Below are 17,436 nucleotides of genomic sequence, written 5' to 3'. Positions count from 1 at the left end.
GTCTACTCCTTTTCAATTGATTGATCTTCTATGACTTCCACCACTTTTATCTCATTGAGCAATGGATCAACTCTGCTCAGTCGCAGCAGGTAGCTCCCTCCAATGCAAAATTTGTCTCCCAACAGTCGTTTCGGGGCACGAACCATCACCTGTTCCGCGGGCAGGGAGAATACTGCCTGAGTCGGTGTTTCGTCCACCAGAACAGCGGACCAAAATTTTTGCGGTCCCTGGAGGCGCAAATATTCCAGCTTCCAGTAGCGCATCCGGTAGCGTTGCACCCGGCCGACGGCCTCGAGACGCGATCGCCACATGGGCAGGCCGGCTTCAAGGTCCGCCTTGCCCAATCTGCCGGATCCGCTTTGCAGCCACGCTGCGACTTGTCCAAGATTCAAAAAATCCACATATCGGCGCAGCGGCGAGGTGACCGAGGCATAGGCCTGGACGCCCAGGCTGGCATGCAGCACCGGCTTGGTCTGCAGTGTTGCGTTGGCCAGCATGCGGGCCATCCGGTACATGTCCTCGGGTCGTGTATAATGTCCACCCGTTCCCGGCGGCAAGGCCACGTTCTGGGTTCGAAAAAGGAGCGGCAGATCATTGGCGCAAGCCCATCGGGCCAGTTCGGCATTGGCCAGGACCATGAATTCGCTGACCAAAAGCTGGGCTTTGTGAGCGGGATCTTTCGACTCCAGGAGCACCTGCAGGTTGGCGTCCTCTCCTGTCAGCTTCAATTGTGGATCCGGCTGATCAAAGACCACGGCGCCCTGGCGGATTCGGCGGTCGCGGAGCATGGCCGCCAGAACGTGGGCCGCGGCAAAGGGTTCACGCCCCTCCAGGATATCCTGTTCCACCTGATCATAATGGGTATTGGACCAAACCTGAACCCAGCCCATACGGGGTTGCAGTGATTTGACCCGGGCCTCTGAATCCAGCTCGAATTCCAGAAGCAGGGCAGGGCGGGGTTCGTTTTCCCGCAGGCTGAACAGGCCGATGCCCAGCTCTTCGGGAAGCATGTGGCAGACACCTTCAGGAAGGTAGAGGCTGGACGCGCGCTGGGCAATGGCTGCATCCAGTTCCGATCCCCATGGCCATTCCAGAGCCGGGCAGGCAATGGCCAGGGTCAGGTGAAATCCTCCGTCGGCGGTGCGCTCCAGAGCAAAGGCGTCGTCAATGTCCTGCGTTGTTTCCGAGTCCACGCTGAACAAGCGCAGGGGCTCGAAAGATCCGGTCCGGGCACGGACCGCATCGCTCAAGTTCCGGATTTCAAGGTCGTGGTCGCGAGCCCACGCGTCCTGCCATTCATAACCGGCCTGGTCCAGGAGGTGATTGTGGTGGGGCGGAACAAGGCCCCAGGCCTGGGCCAGGATCAAGGCCTGCTGCGGATGTTCCGGCAGCTTCTTAATCAGGTTGCGCCAGAGCTCGTCCTGAGAGGCATCTTCGGGATTCGAAATCCGTCGCAGGAGCAGGTCTTTCAGCCTTCCGGCGGCGGGTTCCGGCGGGCAGCCGTCCGTATTGCCCGTTTTCCAGAGCTGATTGAAAAAGTCCTGGCCGGCCACGACCAGTTCCTGGTGTTCACGGGCGGCCTCCTGCTCGGCCAGCCGGGCTTGCACGGTCTGTTCCGGGTAGATCAGGAAGGAGGGGGGCTGAAACTTGAAATGCGTCTTGGCGTCCAGCAGGACACGACCCATGGCGGAAAGCTGGTCATGATTCGGACTGTCCCAGATCAGCTCCGCGAACCACTCCAGGGGGGCGGAGGTCATTTCACCCTGGGCCAGATTCCAGATATCCATCACCTCAATGGTCCCGGCCAGTTCAGTCCGCTGTTCCAGATGGCAAGCCAGGCGCTCTTCCATCTCGCTTCGGGTGGCGGGGTGGGGGTATTTCGGGCCGTGCCAGGGCAGCAGCCGGGCAGCGGGGAGGACCATTTCCCGGCCGCGCTGGGTAAACAGCCGGACTCGGCCGCTCTGTTCCTCAATCACCACGGCCAGGTGGACCTGGTTGTCCTGGAGGTATTCGACGATGGTACCTGGTCCTGGTGGGACCTGGGGCTTGATCAAAACATTGTCCTTTGCCTTGCTTTCCCGGATCGAAGAGTCAGACCCTGATCGCAGTATAGGGGGAGATGAGAGCCGTCAGGCCCTAATGCCGGAAGGACCGCTGGCCGGTGAAGACCATGGCCACCTGGGGCTCGGCTTGGTTGACCGCCTCGATGATTTCATGGTCCCGGATCGAGCCGCCGGGCTGGGCAATGGCCATGACGCCCTGGGCTACGGCCAGATCCACGCCGTCACGAAAGGGGAAAAAGCCGTCGGAAACCAGAACCGATCCGGGCAGCCCGCCCTTGGCCAGTTGGGTCCGGGATTGAATGTCATCCAGCGCGGTGCGGGCCTGGTCGTCGGATTCGGCCTTGGCCTGCAACTCGTAAAGGGAGATGCCCTGTTCGGTAAAGCAGAGCCAGTCGGCGTATTTGGTGTAGGCCTTGTGAATGGTCAGCTGGACGCATCCGACCCGGTCCTGCTCGCCGGTTCCTACGGCAACGGTAGCTCCATCACGCACGAAAAGAACGGAATTTGACGTGACCCCGGCTTCCACGGCCCAGGCAAAGAGCAGATCGTCCATTTCCCTGGGGTTCGGCGTCCTGGCCTGGAACAGAACATTGTCCTTTTCGGCTTTGGCCGGCAGGAAGTCCTGGGGGGTTCGAATCCGGTTGGTAAAGGAAAACTGGACGATCATGCCCCCGTCGGCCAGGGACTTGATGTCCAGAAACGGTTTCCCGGCGAATTCCTCGAGACGGGCCAGCCCCGCTAGGCGGAGGATACGCAGGTTCTTGCGCTTTTTGAGGAGTTCCAGGGCCTGGGGATCGTATTCCGGCGCGGCCACGACTTCAAAGTAGGACTCCCCGAGAAAGGCGGCACAGGCGATGTCTACGGTCCGGTTGACGACAACGGTACCGCCGAAGGCGGCGATGCGGTCGCTCCAGTAAGCGTTCTTGAGGGCGGTTTCCAGCCCCTGCTCATTCCACGCGGCGCCGCAGGGATTGTTGTGCTTGAGGATCACGGCCGCAGGCTTGGCGTGCAGGTACTGCAGAATGTTGATTCCGTTGTCCACGTCCGTGAGGTTGATCTTTCCCGGGTGTTTGCCGGACTGGAGCATGTGCTCCTCGGTAACGGCGGAGACCAGCCCGTCGCCTGCGTCGCGAAATTTAATTCCGTCCAGTTCCAAAGTTCCTTCGGCAAGAGCGTAGAGGGCCGCGGGCTGATCCGGGTTTTCGCCGTAACGCAGGCCGCGGTCCTCGCCGTCGATGTGCCAGGAACGCTTGTGAAAAAGCAGTTCCTGGTCCCCCAGGCGAATGGTCATGGTCTTCGGAAAGGGATCCGAGGACAGGGTCCGGTAGATATTTTTCAAATCCTGCATTTATGCTCCGTTTTCGGTTGAAACGAGTTGAAAGTCTATTGGGCGATAGCCGCTTTCGCATCCCGCTGCGAGTGATCCGGGGAATAAGGGCATGAGGGGCATCAGAACCTGGGTCGCATCCGGATCAGGCGGCTTGAAAAGCCGGGCCGGAACGCTTAGACAGAGCCAAAGCAGCAGTGTGCTGTCTCAAATGAATGCATCAAAACGAAGGAAGGCAATACCCGTGGAAAAGGTGTTAATCAAGTTGGCTGATCAGCTTGCGGCGTTCGATGAGGCCTCATTGACCGCGTTATGGGACAAATACGAGAGCATGGCCGCCGAGTTTCAGCCGACGAAAAAATGGGAACAGGCCGTCATGATTCTGGGCTTGATTCAGGTCGTACGCTGGAAAAATCATCTCTTCAACCATCATTGGGCGGCCCAGCAGAAACCGAAAAAAGATCTGGATCCGCCGGCGTTGCCGCTGCCCGGGTCAGGACAGAAAGGGCGCGAATCCAAGCCGGCCAAGGTGCTTCCCTTCAGGGCGCTCAAGGACGAATAGGCCGTGCAGGATGTAGTAGTAGTATCGGATCGCCTCGACATGGGCCACGGCCTCGAATCCCCTGGTATAACCGTGGCGGGCCCTGCTGAAGTATTCCTGTTGGCTGAGCAGGGGAAAAACGGTTTTCACGTCGTTCCAGCTCGTTTCCACCAATCCGAATTCTCCGGCCAAGCGCATGGCGTCCCAGGTATGCCCCAGTCCCTGGTTGTAGGCTGATAAGGCCAGAAACCAGCGGTCCCATTCCGCTATGTCCGGCCTGTCCAAACGATCCCATAGCTGGCGCAGATAGGCTGCTCCCGCCATGATGCTCCCGGTGGGATTCATGGGATCGTCCAGGCCGAGGGCTTGGGCCGTGGCCTGGGTGATCTGCATGATCCCGCGTACACCGGTCCGGCTGACCGCCGAGGCATCGAACATGGATTCGTGATAGATCAGGGCAATGAGCAGCAACGGGTCGATTTCATGGCGCTCGGCCGCTTTAAGGATGGTTTTGCTGTAGCGTGGGAGTTCGCGCTGCAAGGTCTCCAGAAAATGGCGCAGGGCAAAGTGATCGCTCCTGTCCGGAAGGAATCCGAGGTACTTGTCCTGAATCCTGGTCAGCTCGCTGTCCGTAATCATTGTTTTCCAGAACCGTTCCAGATGTTTCGCGGGTCCGGCATGATCCCCGCGCCAGAACCAGCGGTATTCCAGTGAGGCATCCAGACTGTCGGCGAGCTGCAGGTCCGCGTAGAACGGCTCCCAGAGCGTAAAGCGACCGGTATCCACGAGGGTATAGCGGGCATCGGATTCCACCATGGCAGCGAACTGGACCGGCAATGATCCTTCATTCGTGAATAGGGCCGGCGTCGTGCACGCGAGGTCGTCCAATAGTCGGGCGTATGTTTGCCGGAGCAGGGTGTTCTCCGGCAGGAGCAGCTGCTCCGCGCACAGGTCGGAGAGGTCCGGTGAGCCCTGGTTGTTTCGTTGATGAACCACGCCCACGGAATGGCGGGCGTAGGTGGGGCCGGCGGATACAGGAGCCACCAGGACATCCAAAAGGTGGCGCGGGGGGGCATAGCCGGCGCCCACCAAGAGATCGGCCCGGTGGCGGCTCAGCTCATCCCAGGCTGCGCCGGCGCTGTCCATGTGGATCCAGACAGGGTGCATTCCGGCCTGCTCCGCGAACAATTCCACCAGCTCTCGTTCCAGGCCCGGTCCGTAAGGAGAGATTTGGGAATGCACCAATTCCGATTCCGGCGCCAGGACCCTGATTACAGGAGCGATCAATCCCGGGGGACGGGCATTCCAGAGCATGTTGTTCACCAGGATGAGCTGAACAAACACCAGTAAAAAAATGAGCAGGCGGGCGCGCGGGCCGGGAAGAGTCGAAACGATGTTTTTCATGGGCGATACAAGCATCCGCCGGACTGGACGTGCTTGCGTCCGGCAAAACATCCGTCGCACCCCGGGATAATCGTCAGGATCATGAAGATATCGAGGTTACGATTCGCGTGGGATGGTCTGAGGTTGAGCAGGAGCGGACTCTGAGAAGGTTGCGGCCCTAAAGGCTGTACCGGGACAGTTGTCTGCCGAACGAGAGGAAAAAAAATCGTAAGGACCGAGGTTCTTATTGAAATGATCGTGCATTTTTTTGAGATGCATTGACTTTATGGACGGCCTTTTTTAGGGAGTGAGGTCGTCTTGCGCAAACTTCCATAGGTACTTTCAAGGAGTGGTTAATGTCAAATGTGGTAATCGTCGGCACCCAGTGGGGTGATGAGGGCAAGGGCAAGATCGTTGATCTGTTGACGGAGCGCGCGGAACTGATCGTACGCTTTCAAGGCGGGAACAATGCCGGTCATACCTTGGTCGTGGGCGGGGAAACATTCATCCTGCACTTGATCCCCTCTGGTATTCTGCATTCCGGCAAGGTCTGTCTGATCGGCAATGGCGTGGTCCTGGACCCGGAAGTTTTTTGCCGTGAACTGGACGCCTTGGCCGCACGCGGCATTGATGTCGGTTCGAAACGCCTGGCGATCAGCCCCAAGACCCACGTGATCATGCCGTACCACCGCCTTCTGGACAAAGTACGGGAAGAAAAGCGTACCGGCGAGAAAATCGGCACCACCGGCAGGGGCATCGGTCCCTGCTATGAAGACAAGGTCGCGCGGATCGGCATCAGAGCCGGAGACTTTGCAAAGCCGGACCTGCTGCGATCCAAGATCATCGAAGCCCTGGCGGAAAAGAATGCGCTGTTCACGAACTACTTCGGCGCTGAAGCCATGGATGGGGATTCTGTTTTCAACGAAGTCATGGAGCATGGGGCGCGGCTGGTCGAGTACCTCGGCGACGTGTCGGAACGCATTGCCCTGGCCGTCAAGTCCGGGCAAAATATCCTGTTCGAGGGCGCTCAGGGAACGCACCTGGATATTGATCACGGCACCTATCCCTTTGTGACATCCTCCAACACCGTCTCCGGCAATGCCGCTGCCGGGGCGGGATGTTCCCCGAGGGACCTGGGCACGGTGCTGGGGATCGTCAAGGCGTATACCACCAGGGTCGGTTCCGGACCGTTTCCAACGGAACTGTTCGATGCGGTGGGCGAGCGCCTGCAGCACCAGGGCGGCGAGTTCGGCGCGACCACGGGCCGCAAGCGACGCTGCGGGTGGCTGGATCTGCCGCTGCTCCGGGAATCCGTCCGCCTCAACGGCGTGCATGAAGTCGTCCTGACCAAGCTGGACGTCCTCAGCGGCCTGGACCGGATCCAGATCTGCACCGGGTACGATCACAACGGTAAAACTCTGCTCTATCCTCCCCAGGGCGAAGGTCTGATGGCCGAGGTTCAGCCCCGGTATGAAGAAGTGGAGGGCTGGCAGGAAGACATCAGCGCAGCCGTTTCCTGGGAGGATCTGCCCGTTGCGGCCCAGATCTACATTCAGCGGATCGAGCTGGAACTGGGCGTGCCCGTATCCATTATTTCCGTGGGGCCGGACCGCAGGCAGACCATTGAACGCAGAGGCTGACGTGGATTGCGATGAACAACCCATCCCAGGAGAGCGAAACTGGTAAAGCGATCGACCCTTTCTCGCTGAGAGGTCAGGACAGGGTCCTGGATTGTCTTTCCCGTCTGATCGAACGTCCGCCGAGAGTTCTGTTGCTGGAGGGCGGAGCAGCTGAGGATCGTGAAAAGCTCGGGCTGTACTGGGTTGCGTTGCTGAACTGCATGGCATTGCTGAACCGCGAATCAGGTCGAGAACCATGCCGGAGCTGTCCGGCATGCACTCAGATTCGGGATGCGGCATTTTTGGACTTGATCTATCTTGACGGTCGGGAAGGGCGGATCAGCATCGATGCGGTGCGGGAGTTGCGGGGGCTTTTGGGGCAGGCTCCGCGGAGCGGGAAGCGCAGGGTTCTCGTGCTGGGCGAGGCGCAGGAGTTGACCGTGGAAGCCGCCAATGCCCTGCTTAAATCCATGGAAGAGACGGATTCCCGGAACAGCTTCGTCCTCCTGACTCCGCAACGCGAACGCCTGTTGCCGACCCTGGTCTCCCGGAGCTGGGTCGTTACCCTGCCCTGGGATTTGGAAGCGGCCGGGTCTGCCGCGGTTGCCCCGGAATGGGAGGAGGCGCTCTGCGTGTTCCTCAAGTCAGGGCGGGGCTGGTTCGGCAAAACCATGGCCAAGGGGCAGGTCGACCGCGCCCTGGCGTTCAACATGATCCATGCTACACGACGCAGTCTGATCAAGGCATGCCAAGGCGTCTCGGATTCAGAGCTTTCCAGGGTCTTTCAGGCCCAGGGGCATCCCCGGATTTGGCGGCGGATCGACCTGCGGCTCGATGAAGCTGAAGAAGCGCTGCGTGACCAAGTATCGCCGGCCCTGGTACTGGATTGGCTGGCGACCGGAATGCGGCAAAGTCTGTCGACACGGCAGATTTGAGCACCCACTTTCAACCAGCATTTCTCCCTCAGCATTTGGAATCCTGATCCGGTTCATCCTTCATTTCCATCTCTCGCTCGATTTCCGTTGCACTTTCCATCTCAGCCATTTCGTCAGGGGTGGCGGGCATGGCGGTTTTCATCTCCCGTACGGCCGGATTCTGATGGTTCTTCAGCTTCCCCAGGATATTGCCGAGGGATGTTTCCAGCTTGTTTGCCGCTCCTTCCACGGCCATGGTCAATGTCCCGGCCTTGTGCGTCACAGCGATGGGGTTGCGGCCCTTGAGGCGGGCTTCCATCATGCAGCGCTTGTCGTTGTCGCCGCCGCGAACGAGGCTGTTTTCGTCACTGAGATGGACTTCCACGCGAGTGACATGGTCGCGGTGCTTGGCCAAGCTTTCTTCCACGGTATTCTGAACTTCGGCGGACAGCTTCTCACGACCTTCGATATGCTTGTCAGTGTTTACTTGAATGATCATTTTTTCCTCATTGTCTTGCGGTTGAGGGCCGGTTGAACTCCAATAAATTCAAAGTGCATGCCGGGCCTTTGAGTAGTTGCCTCTGACGCAACAGCGTTCTTTTCCACAACATCGCGGCGTCCCGCCCAAGCACAGGGCAGTTCCGTATTTATCCGGATGTTCCGCGGGCAATATTTTTGCAACGCCTTGCCGATGAGATCTGTTATGCTACTGCCGTGCTAATCATAGAAATAATTGAGCCTGATGCCAATGGATTCGACATCCCGGATATAAAACTCTCCATCCGGTGATCGGCCGAAAAAATATTCGATCAAAAAAAGAAGCCTGTGGTTCAGGAGCAGCGAGTTTTCAATTTGGAATCCGGCCCGCATGGAGACATCCATGTACCATTCATCGTCTTTGAAATTGCGGATGTTGATGGAGCCGATGGGCCGAAGCCCGACGTCAAGCCACGCTTTGGGCATTTCAAATTCCAGCCCTGATCGGACGAACCACGGCTTGACAGGGGTAGGCTCATGCTGGAACCAACGGCCTCCGCCTCCAAAAATGCGCAATCCATGGAACAGGTCATAGGAGATAAAGGAGCCGATCCCTTCCGGGCTCGGTTTCATCCGTTGCTTGAAGGGGTCTGATTGATATGCATTAGTAAATGGCGGATTATGGATAAAAAAACGCTCAAACTGGGAAAAATTCTCAGTGTTGGACAGGAAGGAGGATTCGAATCCAAAACCAGCCGCGAGATCATGGGGAAATACTTCATCAGGTTCAAGGACGGAAAAGAGGCCGATCCGGTTGCCGTCCACTTTTTGAATGTCCCAGGAATTTCCTTCTCTTGAGATGTTGAATGTCTCATCCGGCAGTTCTTGAACTCGGCTCTGGTAACCGTTCCCGTGAATTGTCGAACGCACTTCCGCGTAGGCGCCTGAATCGGCCGCCGATATGGCGTGCACCGATGCAAGCAACAGCATCCCCATGGCAATGACCACAGCCATGGATATCGTGCGGAAGGGCCTTTTCATAACGCGTCTTTCTTTGTTGTTTCAGATGTCTTGGAGTACGTGGAATAAATGTTGTCCGACCCCGGGTACGACCTGTCGGCGCGGGGTGCAGAGGAGATGTGGGGATCCCTGTTACGTGGCATGGATCTGTTCCTTCCTCGCGTTGAACCACAAGTACTCCCGTCAAATCCAGCCGCGGATCAGAAAAAAAAGCACCAGAACCGGAATCGGCGCTCCCAAGATCCAAAGCATCAACCTGCCGACTTTTCCGGAATCTTGCAGCCTTCTACGGTTGCTTTTCAAATGCCACCTTTGGTGGTTTCTCATTTGGTAGTATCCTCCATGTTTCGGAATCAGAAAGCTCCCCTGGTTCCGATCATGGCTGTCAATCATGACGGATTTTGCTGGTGAGACTTTCATGTGTCGCTTTCCTCTGTTTCATTCACTGTGAAGCGAATCCGCAAACAAGACAAGCAGTCTGGGGCTGAGCAGGTACGCTATGTCTTGCTCGTCATCCCGGATACCGTGCCGAGCTTGAACCGGAGCAGACATTTAGTTCATGTTTGCCTGGTTTCGAATCATTTACATCGTCCGGGGCAAGGTTGCCGGTCGTTGCGGTTGAACAACCCGATCCTCGCTCCGAAGATTTACAACATGTCATACGATCAGATGAATTGAAGCGGTTCAAGCTTTAGAATTCCAAACGCAATCCGCCCCCGAATCGTCCATAATCCCTCAGGTCATCCAGCTCATCTACGGCCCCTCTGGCTTCCAGAAAGAGGGATGCGTTGAACTGGTTCGGTTCTCCGTAAATTCTGTACCCCGTATTCACGATGAGATCGAAACGATCGTTGTCGCTGGAAGTCCAGAAGCCGACGCCGGCTCCAAAAAACATACGATGGTAATGATAGTTCGCCAGCAGATCGATCATGAACGAATCATCGTCGCCGTCTCCCCTGAAAACGGGAGCGAAACCGACCATGCCCAGAATGGAAATATTTTGATGGATGGGATACCTGTACCCAATACGGAACAATGCGTAATTGGCCGCATTAGGTTGATGCATGTAGCCGAGATCGGCAACAAAATTGCCGGGTATTCTTGTGACCAGTTCCTGGACTTCGTCAACCGGAGGAGGGGTCGGAGCCGGGGTCGGAGCCGGTGCGGGCGCTGGAGCCGGCTGCTGGGTCGGGGCCGGTGCGGGGGCCGGCGCTTGAATCGTCTGCGCCAGGGTTATGTTTCCACACACCGCGGGTACGATGAACACATGCCTGTTCGGGCCACTGTCCACAAAGAGCTGAAAGGCGTTGAAAGGCTGTGGGCCCGCCCAGACAAGGTCATTGATGATTTCAATGCGTCCATCCGTTCTGAACATCATCCACTGCATTCTCTGTCCAGGCGGAATGCTGGTTTGTTCCACATTGCCCTGTCGGACCTGGTCCACAAACGGGTCCACCAAATCCGGTGCACCCATCATGCTGAAGCCTTCTCGAATGGCCGGCAACGTCTCCCTAACCATCTCCTGGAAATCACTCACCGTGTTCATCTCAACCGGATAAAACGGACTCCGTCCCAATTCCCTGAGCTGTGTCTGGGCCTGCACCGGTCCGACGAGTCCGACCAGCAATAGCGCAGCCAAGATCAGAAATCCGAATTTGAATGCGTGTTTCATGTCAACTCCTCCGTTTGAAAAAAATACAACTCAAACTCAAAAATTCTTGTTTTGTAACTACTCAGCACTTTTTCTTGACGAGACAGAGAGTGTTCCGGCTTGTCTTGATTATTTGGGCATCACTTGTCTGACTGAGCCAGGATTCGTTCATCGAACCATTGCCGGACGCCTGAAACGCCAACTGGTGTTATTCGGGCAATGGTTCGATGTTACGAAGCCGGCGAAATAATTGCGAGGCCGATAAATCAAGACAAGCCGGAACGCTGCTGAGTAATTTCTTTTGATTTTTTAAAAAATGATTCCTCAGCCGTTCTGCTGCCCAGCATGCTCCTTGTATGCATCACTCACGTCTATCATTGCGTAAATGCCCACCGGACCGCATATGGAGCCGCCGGTCAGCAGTAATTTGGATGGATCAATCAGAATCAGTAGATGATGGATCCCCTTGAGATCTGATCCCTTCTGATATCATATTCTTCCTTGGTGATTCTTCCCGCTGCCAGATCCTCCTCCAGCTGGTCCATCTGGCGTTTGGTCTGGTATTCGTAGGCGGCCCCAGTTCCAAGAACGCCCACTGCACCTCCCGTAGCCGCGCCGCCGGCAAACCGCCCGCATCCGATCTGCATCAAGGAAAGGCTTGCCAGTAGAATCACGAGTACAATTGATTTTCTCATTGCTTTTCTCCTTTGACTTTTCTTGTTCAATTTCATCGCCTGTCATAAACATCCTGTGCGGTGAGTCCGAATGGCTTCTGATCAAATACATCTTGAGCAACATCCATGCCCAAGATGAAGAGATATTATAAATCGTTTCATTCCAGATTGTTGAGGATGTTTTGCGTGGCCTGATCCAAGTAAATGTATCTAAGAAAGTGTTGCATGCAACATAATTGTTGCGTACTTTCGCCGAGTGCAGGCCTTGGAATCTGGAAAAGCAAGACATTTCTCCGGCGATGAATTCGGAGCGTTTCGCAAAAGTAAGGCTAAGTCATGGTATCTCAGCCATCGCAAGGTTCATCGCCGCTTCGTGGCGCCGGACCATTCGCGGAGATTTCTTCGGCGAATCGGGTTCTTGCGGAGTAAAGGTTCCGGATCAATCCAAGGCCAAACCGGAGGGTTCTTATGCCTGACGAATTTGAAAAGCCTGATCGTGTCCTGAAGGCCCGAGAGGGTGAAGAAAGCAAGGAGTCTCAGCAGTCACCGGTTGGAAACGAATCACTGCATGACCGGCAGGATCTGCTTCATGAGCTGCAGGTGCACCAGATTGAGCTGGAAATGCAGAATGACGAACTTCGCCGGACCCAGGAACGACTGTATCAGGCGATGGAAAAATATAATGATCTTTATGACTTTGCTCCGGTCGGCTATGTAACTTCAGACATAATTGGTCATATTTTGGAGTCCAATCTTACTTTTGCCGACCAGCTTGGAGTAGCCAGAAGTCATCTGATCCACAGTCTTTTGTGGGGTCACGCCTTCGCGCCTGACCGGGATATTTTTGTATCGCATCACGATCAGGTTTTTCGAACCGGTAAACGCCAATCATGCGAACTAAGACTCAAAGGAAGCGCCGGCCGACTCCTCCATGTACAATTGGACAGTGTTCCTGGAACGGATGTTAATGGCGCCGCGGTTTGCAGAACCTCGGCCACGGACATCACCGCCCGGAAGAAGGCGGAAGAGAAACTGAACAAGGTGCATGAGAATCTGGAACGAATGGTGGATGAAAGGACGGCAAAACTTCGGGTGAGCGAAGAAAAATTCAGAAAGCTATCCCATGAATTTCACGCACTTCTGAATGCCGTCAGTGATACATTGATTCTTTTCTCCCCCAGCTTGGAAGTGTTGTGGACCAATCGGGTGCTGGATTCGGGCCTGGACAAGGAAAGTTCCGCGGCGGTTCGCAAATATTGCGACAAATTGCTGTCTGAAAGTTCCAGTTCGTCCGAAGACGATCTGATGACCCGATGTTTCGAGACGAGTGAGGTAGAGGTCGCGGTAGTCTCCTTCGATGGAGCAGTTTTGGACGTCAAGGCGTTCCCTGTCCGGGATGCCGGGAACATCAACAGCGTCCTGTTGTGGGTCAGCGACGTCACGGAAAAAATGGCCCTGCAGGCCGAAGCGCTGCAGGCCAGTCACCTGGCGGCACTTGGAGAATTGGCCGCCGGAGTGGCACATGAAATCAACAATCCCATCACCGGGATCATCAACTACGGTCAAATCCTGATTAACGAATGCAATCCGGAAAGCCTGGAGAAGGACATCGGAGAACGCATCGTCAAGGAAGGGGAACGTGTCGGCCGGATTGTCAAAACTCTGCTGTCCTATTCGCGGCACGGGCGCCACGACAAGCGACCTGTTCGCATCCAGACCGTTCTAGAGGAATCGCTTGTTTTGTCCCAGGCCCAGATTCGCAAGGAAGGGATTGATCTGAAGATTCACATTGCAGAGGGTCTTCCTCTTGTGAACGCCTACTTTCAGCAGCTACAGCAGGTTTTCATCAATATCATCAACAATGCCCGTCATGCCTTAAACGAGAAGTTTCCCAAAAGACATGAGGAAAAACGTCTCGAGATCAATATTGAGAACGTGTTGATCAACAGTCGACAGCACGTGCGCATTATTTTTTTCGATCTTGGATCCGGGATCAATGGTCATGATCTTCCCTTTATCACCAAGCCTTTTTTTTCCACGAAGGCTTTCGGCAAGGGGACAGGACTGGGGTTGACCATCTCACAGAGGATCATCTCCGAACATGACGGCTTGCTCACCTTTGAAAGCGAAAAGGATGAATTTACCCGAGTGATTATCGAGTTGCCGGCGGTGGGATAACTGCCTGACCGGCACAGGCGCAAGAAATTGGAACTGAGCACGGCATTTATGTGTCCGCGGATTCCGCAGATTTGATCGTTTCAAACGCAACCCTTCTGCGTATCTGCGGAATCAGCGGATAGAAATTGCCGGACCTTATCCGTCTCAACATATTCCTGAAAAGATACCGTGAAAACAATTCAATCCTACTCAGCAAAGAGGTAGAAGATGATCGCAAAAATTCTTGTCATCGACGATGAGGAGTCCATTCGATTCACATTTGAACGGTTCCTTGGCGCAGCCGGCTATGCGGTGACAACAGCTTTAAACCATGCCGACGCCTTGGCTCGTCTCACGGAAGGTGAATACGACGTGGTATTTGCGGACATCATTCTGGAGGATGGTACGGGGATCGACGTGTTGCGCGAGATCAAGGCCCTGGGACTGAATTGTCAGGTGATCATGATCACGGGAGACCCCGGTTTTGAAACCGCCGCCGAATCCATCCGACTGGGAGCGTTCGATTATATCTCCAAGCCGGTGAATCAGGAGTCGTTGCTGCATGTGACGCGAACGGCCTTGAAATTCAAGCTCGTGAGCGAGGAGAAGGAGCGCTACCGGGCCAACCTTGAAGCGATATTCCGGAGCGTCAGGGATGCCATCGTCACTGTTGACAAGGAAGGGGTCGTGGTTGAGCTCAATGACGCGGCCTCGTACATGTGCGGTTTTACGCGCGACGACATCGGCAAGCGCTTTGATGCATTGTTCGGCAATTGCTCCGGCAGATGCAGAGAAATAATCGAGCAGGGGATCAGGACTGGCGAGCCGAGGATTGTGGATCGAATAGAATGTCGTCCAGCGAATCGTCCGGCAAGGGTCATCAGTGTGCGCATGTATCCGTTGCTGGATCAACAGAACATGGCCTCGGGGGTTGTCATGTCCCTCCGAGACGACACGCAAATGGCCGCCCTGGAAAGCGAACTCAAGGAGCACCGCAAGTTCCACCGCATCGTTGGCGTGAGTGAGCCCATGCAAAAGGTCTATTCCCTCATCAAGGCTCTGGCCGGGGTGCAGACCACGGTGCTCATCACCGGTGAAAGCGGAACGGGAAAGGAACTGGTGGCCGAGGCTCTGCACCTTGCCGGAGACAGAAGCCATAAGCCCCTGGTCAAGGTGAACTGTTCCGCGGTTCCGGAGGAACTCCTGGAAAGCGAACTGTTCGGCCATGTCAAGGGCGCTTTCACGGGGGCCATCCGGGACTATCCGGGGCGCCTGCACAGGGCCGACGGCGGAACCATCTTTTTCGATGAAATCGGAGATCTTTCACCAAAAGTTCAGTTAAAGCTGTTGCGGGTTCTTGAAGGCAAGGAGTTCGAGCAAGTCGGGAGTTCGGCTCCCACGAAGGTGGATGTCCGGCTGATCGCCGCCACCCACCGCAATCTCGCCGAACGGGTCAGTCGTGGAGACCTGCGGGAGGATTTGTACTACAGGCTGAAAGTGGTGGAGATCCGGTTGCCGCCCTTGAGGGAAAGGCGAAAGGACATTCCGCTGTTGGTTGAGCATTTTCGCAACAAGTTCAATGCGCTGTTCAAGAAAAACATCGAGGCGGTTTCCTCGGACGTGTTGAGCGCTTTCCTTGAATATCACTGGCCGGGCAATGTCCGTGAGTTCGAGCATACCCTGGAGCATGCCTTTGTCATCTGCAGCCAGAACATTGTCACCTTTGACCACCTTCCGTCAGATTTCATGAATGCCCCAAAATTCGAGAAACAATCCTCCACGAGGCTTCGTGAACTCGATTCCCAGGCCATCCTCGAGGCTTTGGATAAAACCGCCTGGAACAAGGCCAAGGCGGCCCGTCTCCTGGGCGTGGACCGTGTGACTCTTTACCGAAAAATCAAAAAGTACAACCTCACGCCGGTTTCTTTCAGCTTGTGACTCTTTCGGCGCCCCATTAGCCGAGACCCGGCTTGCCTTTTCTTGCTTTGATTGGATTGAAATTGATTCATCCCTCACTTGTCTGTTCCGAAGCAACTACTCAGCTGCTGCCCGGCTTGTCTCGATTTTTCGGCCTCGCAACTCCTTCGTCGGCTTCGTAATCGAACCATTGCCAGAATAAACAGCCTTTAGCGCTTCAAGCGTCCGGCAATGGTTCGATGAACGAATCCTGACTCAGTCAGACAGGCGATGCCGAAAAATCGAGACAAGCCGGACCACTTCATGCCATGAAATCAAAGTACTGAATAAAAACGTCGTGGAGCGGCAAAACTTGCAAGGCCCAAAAAGAGGGATTCTGTTTTCGGGGGAGGTTATTGCCCTGGTGACGTGTTACGAGGCATTTTTGACACTTAAGCAACGATATTGTTGCATGCAACACGGCCGGCATTTGGAATGCCGGATAAACCTTCATGAGACGAGAGCAGTAACTCAATAAATAATTTTGATTTTTTTCTGAGAGAAATCATCGGCAGGGGGATGGCACGCATCTTGATGTGGTATGGACGAATGCCGCGACAAAGCGTTTACTCCGTCAGACAACACTTCATCGCGCTCGAAAAGCGATGGGTTGTTGCAAGGTGCTCAACAGCTCGCCCGATTGCAAAGCGATCCATCCCATTCCTGAAGGTTCCAGATGCAGGCCAATATACTCGTCATTGACGATGAAGAATCCATTCGTTTCAGTTTTCAAAGGTTTCTTTCCGCGGTGGGTCATCATGTGATCACCGCGGAAAAGTATCTCGAAGCCTTGTCGGAAATGGACGCGATGGAATTCGATCTCATCCTCGCCGACATAATTCTCGAGGATGGTTGCGGCATGGATATTCTGCGGGAGGTCGTGAAGCGCAATCTCAAAACCCAGGTGATCATCATGACGGCGTATCCAACCACGGAAACCGAGGACGCCAGTCACCGCATGCAGGCTGTGAACTATCTGACGAAACCGCTCAGACAAAAAGGATTGCTGTATTCCATCGACCTAGCCCTGCAGGCATCTCAAACCAGGCAGGTTAGAACAAAAGATAAACCGTTTCCCTTCAGCGTCTCATGTTCCAGGAACGGCTGTTCCGCAAAGTCGCAATATTTGGAAAGCAATCACTGAAAGCAGAATTCCACTGTGAATTCACCATGTTCCGTGGTGAAGGGGATGGCCATGATCGGTTCTGAGGAGATGTGATGGATGGTGTGTCCCTTGCCCATGATCACGGTGGGTGTCGCGGACAGGATGGTCAGGCCGGATTCCGCCAGCAGCTGCCTTGTCTTGCCGGAAATCATGTTCGTGATCTCGCCCACGGCATCTTTCGTATCCGTGATGACATCCTGAATGTCGTCGCCCAACATGTTTTTGACTACGGCCAATGCGCATTTCTGGGTGAAGGTTACGGAGATGGTTCCAATCTTGTCTCCAGTTAAACCAATGACTCCGGTCACATCGCCCTTCGCCATGCTGTCCTTCTTGACGTACGGCTTTCCGGGCACGGGGGTGATCATGGCCATCGTGGTCAGTACTTCCGATGTCGCCCTTGTGAAGGATTTGGCGATTTCAATGCTCATGGTTCGTGCTCCTTGGAGATTTGTCGGGCGGCATCAGGCCGGCATGCATCAGGGGCAG

14 protein-coding genes are annotated in these 17,436 nt (G+C 55.4%); 6 read left to right on the top strand and 8 right to left on the bottom strand.

What is annotated here, in order from left to right:
• Window positions 1-2: 2 nt before the first annotated feature.
• Together BLP93_RS00415 and BLP93_RS00410 are read right to left on the bottom strand one after the other, a co-directional pair.
• A complete protein-coding gene (locus tag BLP93_RS00415; protein WP_092116099.1) occupies window positions 3-2,054 on the bottom strand; it encodes a ribonuclease catalytic domain-containing protein in 2,052 nt (683 codons plus the stop codon).
• A gap of 82 nt (window positions 2,055-2,136) precedes the next feature.
• Window positions 2,137-3,411 carry an IMP cyclohydrolase gene (locus tag BLP93_RS00410; RefSeq protein ID WP_092116097.1) on the bottom strand — a complete coding sequence of 425 codons (1,275 nt, stop codon included), beginning with the start codon at window positions 3,409-3,411 and terminating at the stop codon, window positions 2,137-2,139.
• 223 nt (window positions 3,412-3,634) lie between these two features.
• Between BLP93_RS00410 and BLP93_RS00405 the strand changes: the two genes are divergently transcribed.
• Complete coding sequence (locus tag BLP93_RS00405; RefSeq protein ID WP_092116095.1) at window positions 3,635-3,952, top strand: hypothetical protein; 318 nt, start codon at window positions 3,635-3,637, stop codon at window positions 3,950-3,952.
• On the opposite strand, the gene BLP93_RS00400 is transcribed toward BLP93_RS00405, so the two are convergent.
• The gene (locus tag BLP93_RS00400) at window positions 3,884-5,335 is read right to left on the bottom strand and encodes an MltF family protein (protein ID WP_161946131.1); all 1,452 of its coding nucleotides are present in this window, start codon (window positions 5,333-5,335) and stop codon (window positions 3,884-3,886) included. The two genes, BLP93_RS00405 and BLP93_RS00400, sit on opposite strands and share 69 nt — an antisense overlap.
• A gap of 335 nt (window positions 5,336-5,670) precedes the next feature.
• Here BLP93_RS00400 and BLP93_RS00395 point away from each other — a divergent pair, with 335 nt between their 5' ends.
• The gene (locus BLP93_RS00395; protein WP_092116091.1) at window positions 5,671-6,954 is read left to right on the top strand and encodes an adenylosuccinate synthase; all 1,284 of its coding nucleotides are present in this window, start codon (window positions 5,671-5,673) and stop codon (window positions 6,952-6,954) included.
• 11 nt (window positions 6,955-6,965) lie between these two features.
• The gene (locus tag BLP93_RS00390; RefSeq protein ID WP_092116089.1) at window positions 6,966-7,868 is read left to right on the top strand and encodes a hypothetical protein; all 903 of its coding nucleotides are present in this window, start codon (window positions 6,966-6,968) and stop codon (window positions 7,866-7,868) included.
• 28 nt (window positions 7,869-7,896) lie between these two features.
• On the opposite strand, the gene BLP93_RS00385 is transcribed toward BLP93_RS00390, so the two are convergent.
• From BLP93_RS00385 to BLP93_RS00365, 4 genes are all read right to left on the bottom strand, one after another.
• A complete protein-coding gene (locus tag BLP93_RS00385) occupies window positions 7,897-8,346 on the bottom strand; it encodes an HPF/RaiA family ribosome-associated protein (protein ID WP_092116087.1) in 450 nt (149 codons plus the stop codon).
• A 218-nt stretch (window positions 8,347-8,564) separates the two neighbouring features.
• Window positions 8,565-9,365, bottom strand: coding sequence for a DUF1207 domain-containing protein (locus tag BLP93_RS00380; RefSeq protein ID WP_092116085.1), 801 nt, complete (start codon window positions 9,363-9,365; stop codon window positions 8,565-8,567).
• A gap of 670 nt (window positions 9,366-10,035) precedes the next feature.
• A complete protein-coding gene (locus tag BLP93_RS17130; protein WP_092116081.1) occupies window positions 10,036-11,016 on the bottom strand; it encodes a hypothetical protein in 981 nt (326 codons plus the stop codon).
• A gap of 425 nt (window positions 11,017-11,441) precedes the next feature.
• The gene (locus tag BLP93_RS00365) at window positions 11,442-11,690 is read right to left on the bottom strand and encodes a hypothetical protein (RefSeq protein WP_092116079.1); all 249 of its coding nucleotides are present in this window, start codon (window positions 11,688-11,690) and stop codon (window positions 11,442-11,444) included.
• A 447-nt stretch (window positions 11,691-12,137) separates the two neighbouring features.
• Between BLP93_RS00365 and BLP93_RS00360 the strand changes: the two genes are divergently transcribed.
• The 3 genes from BLP93_RS00360 to BLP93_RS00350 all read left to right on the top strand — a co-directional run bounded on the left by BLP93_RS00360 (window position 12,138) and on the right by BLP93_RS00350 (window position 16,926).
• Window positions 12,138-13,847, top strand: a complete 1,710-nt coding sequence (locus tag BLP93_RS00360) for a PAS domain-containing sensor histidine kinase (RefSeq protein WP_092116077.1) — start codon at window positions 12,138-12,140, stop codon at window positions 13,845-13,847.
• Window positions 13,848-14,054: 207 nt separating this feature from the next.
• Window positions 14,055-15,764 carry a sigma-54 dependent transcriptional regulator gene (locus tag BLP93_RS00355; RefSeq protein WP_092116075.1) on the top strand — a complete coding sequence of 570 codons (1,710 nt, stop codon included), beginning with the start codon at window positions 14,055-14,057 and terminating at the stop codon, window positions 15,762-15,764.
• 694 nt (window positions 15,765-16,458) lie between these two features.
• Window positions 16,459-16,926: a response regulator gene (locus BLP93_RS00350; RefSeq protein WP_092116073.1), complete on the top strand. Its 468-nt coding sequence runs from the start codon at window positions 16,459-16,461 to the stop codon at window positions 16,924-16,926.
• Here the strand turns inward: BLP93_RS00350 and BLP93_RS00345 are convergent.
• Window positions 16,920-17,378 (bottom strand): chemotaxis protein CheX, encoded by a 459-nt coding sequence (locus BLP93_RS00345; RefSeq protein ID WP_092116071.1) that lies wholly within the window; start codon window positions 17,376-17,378, stop codon window positions 16,920-16,922. The two genes, BLP93_RS00350 and BLP93_RS00345, sit on opposite strands and share 7 nt — an antisense overlap.
• Window positions 17,379-17,436: the final 58 nt, after the last annotated feature.

It is taken from the genome of Desulfonatronum thiosulfatophilum, from assembly GCF_900104215.1.
Classification (GTDB): domain Bacteria; phylum Desulfobacterota; class Desulfovibrionia; order Desulfovibrionales; family Desulfonatronaceae; genus Desulfonatronum; species Desulfonatronum thiosulfatophilum.
Note: the sequence above shows the minus strand (reverse complement) of the source record. Positions and strands in the feature narration are given on the sequence as shown.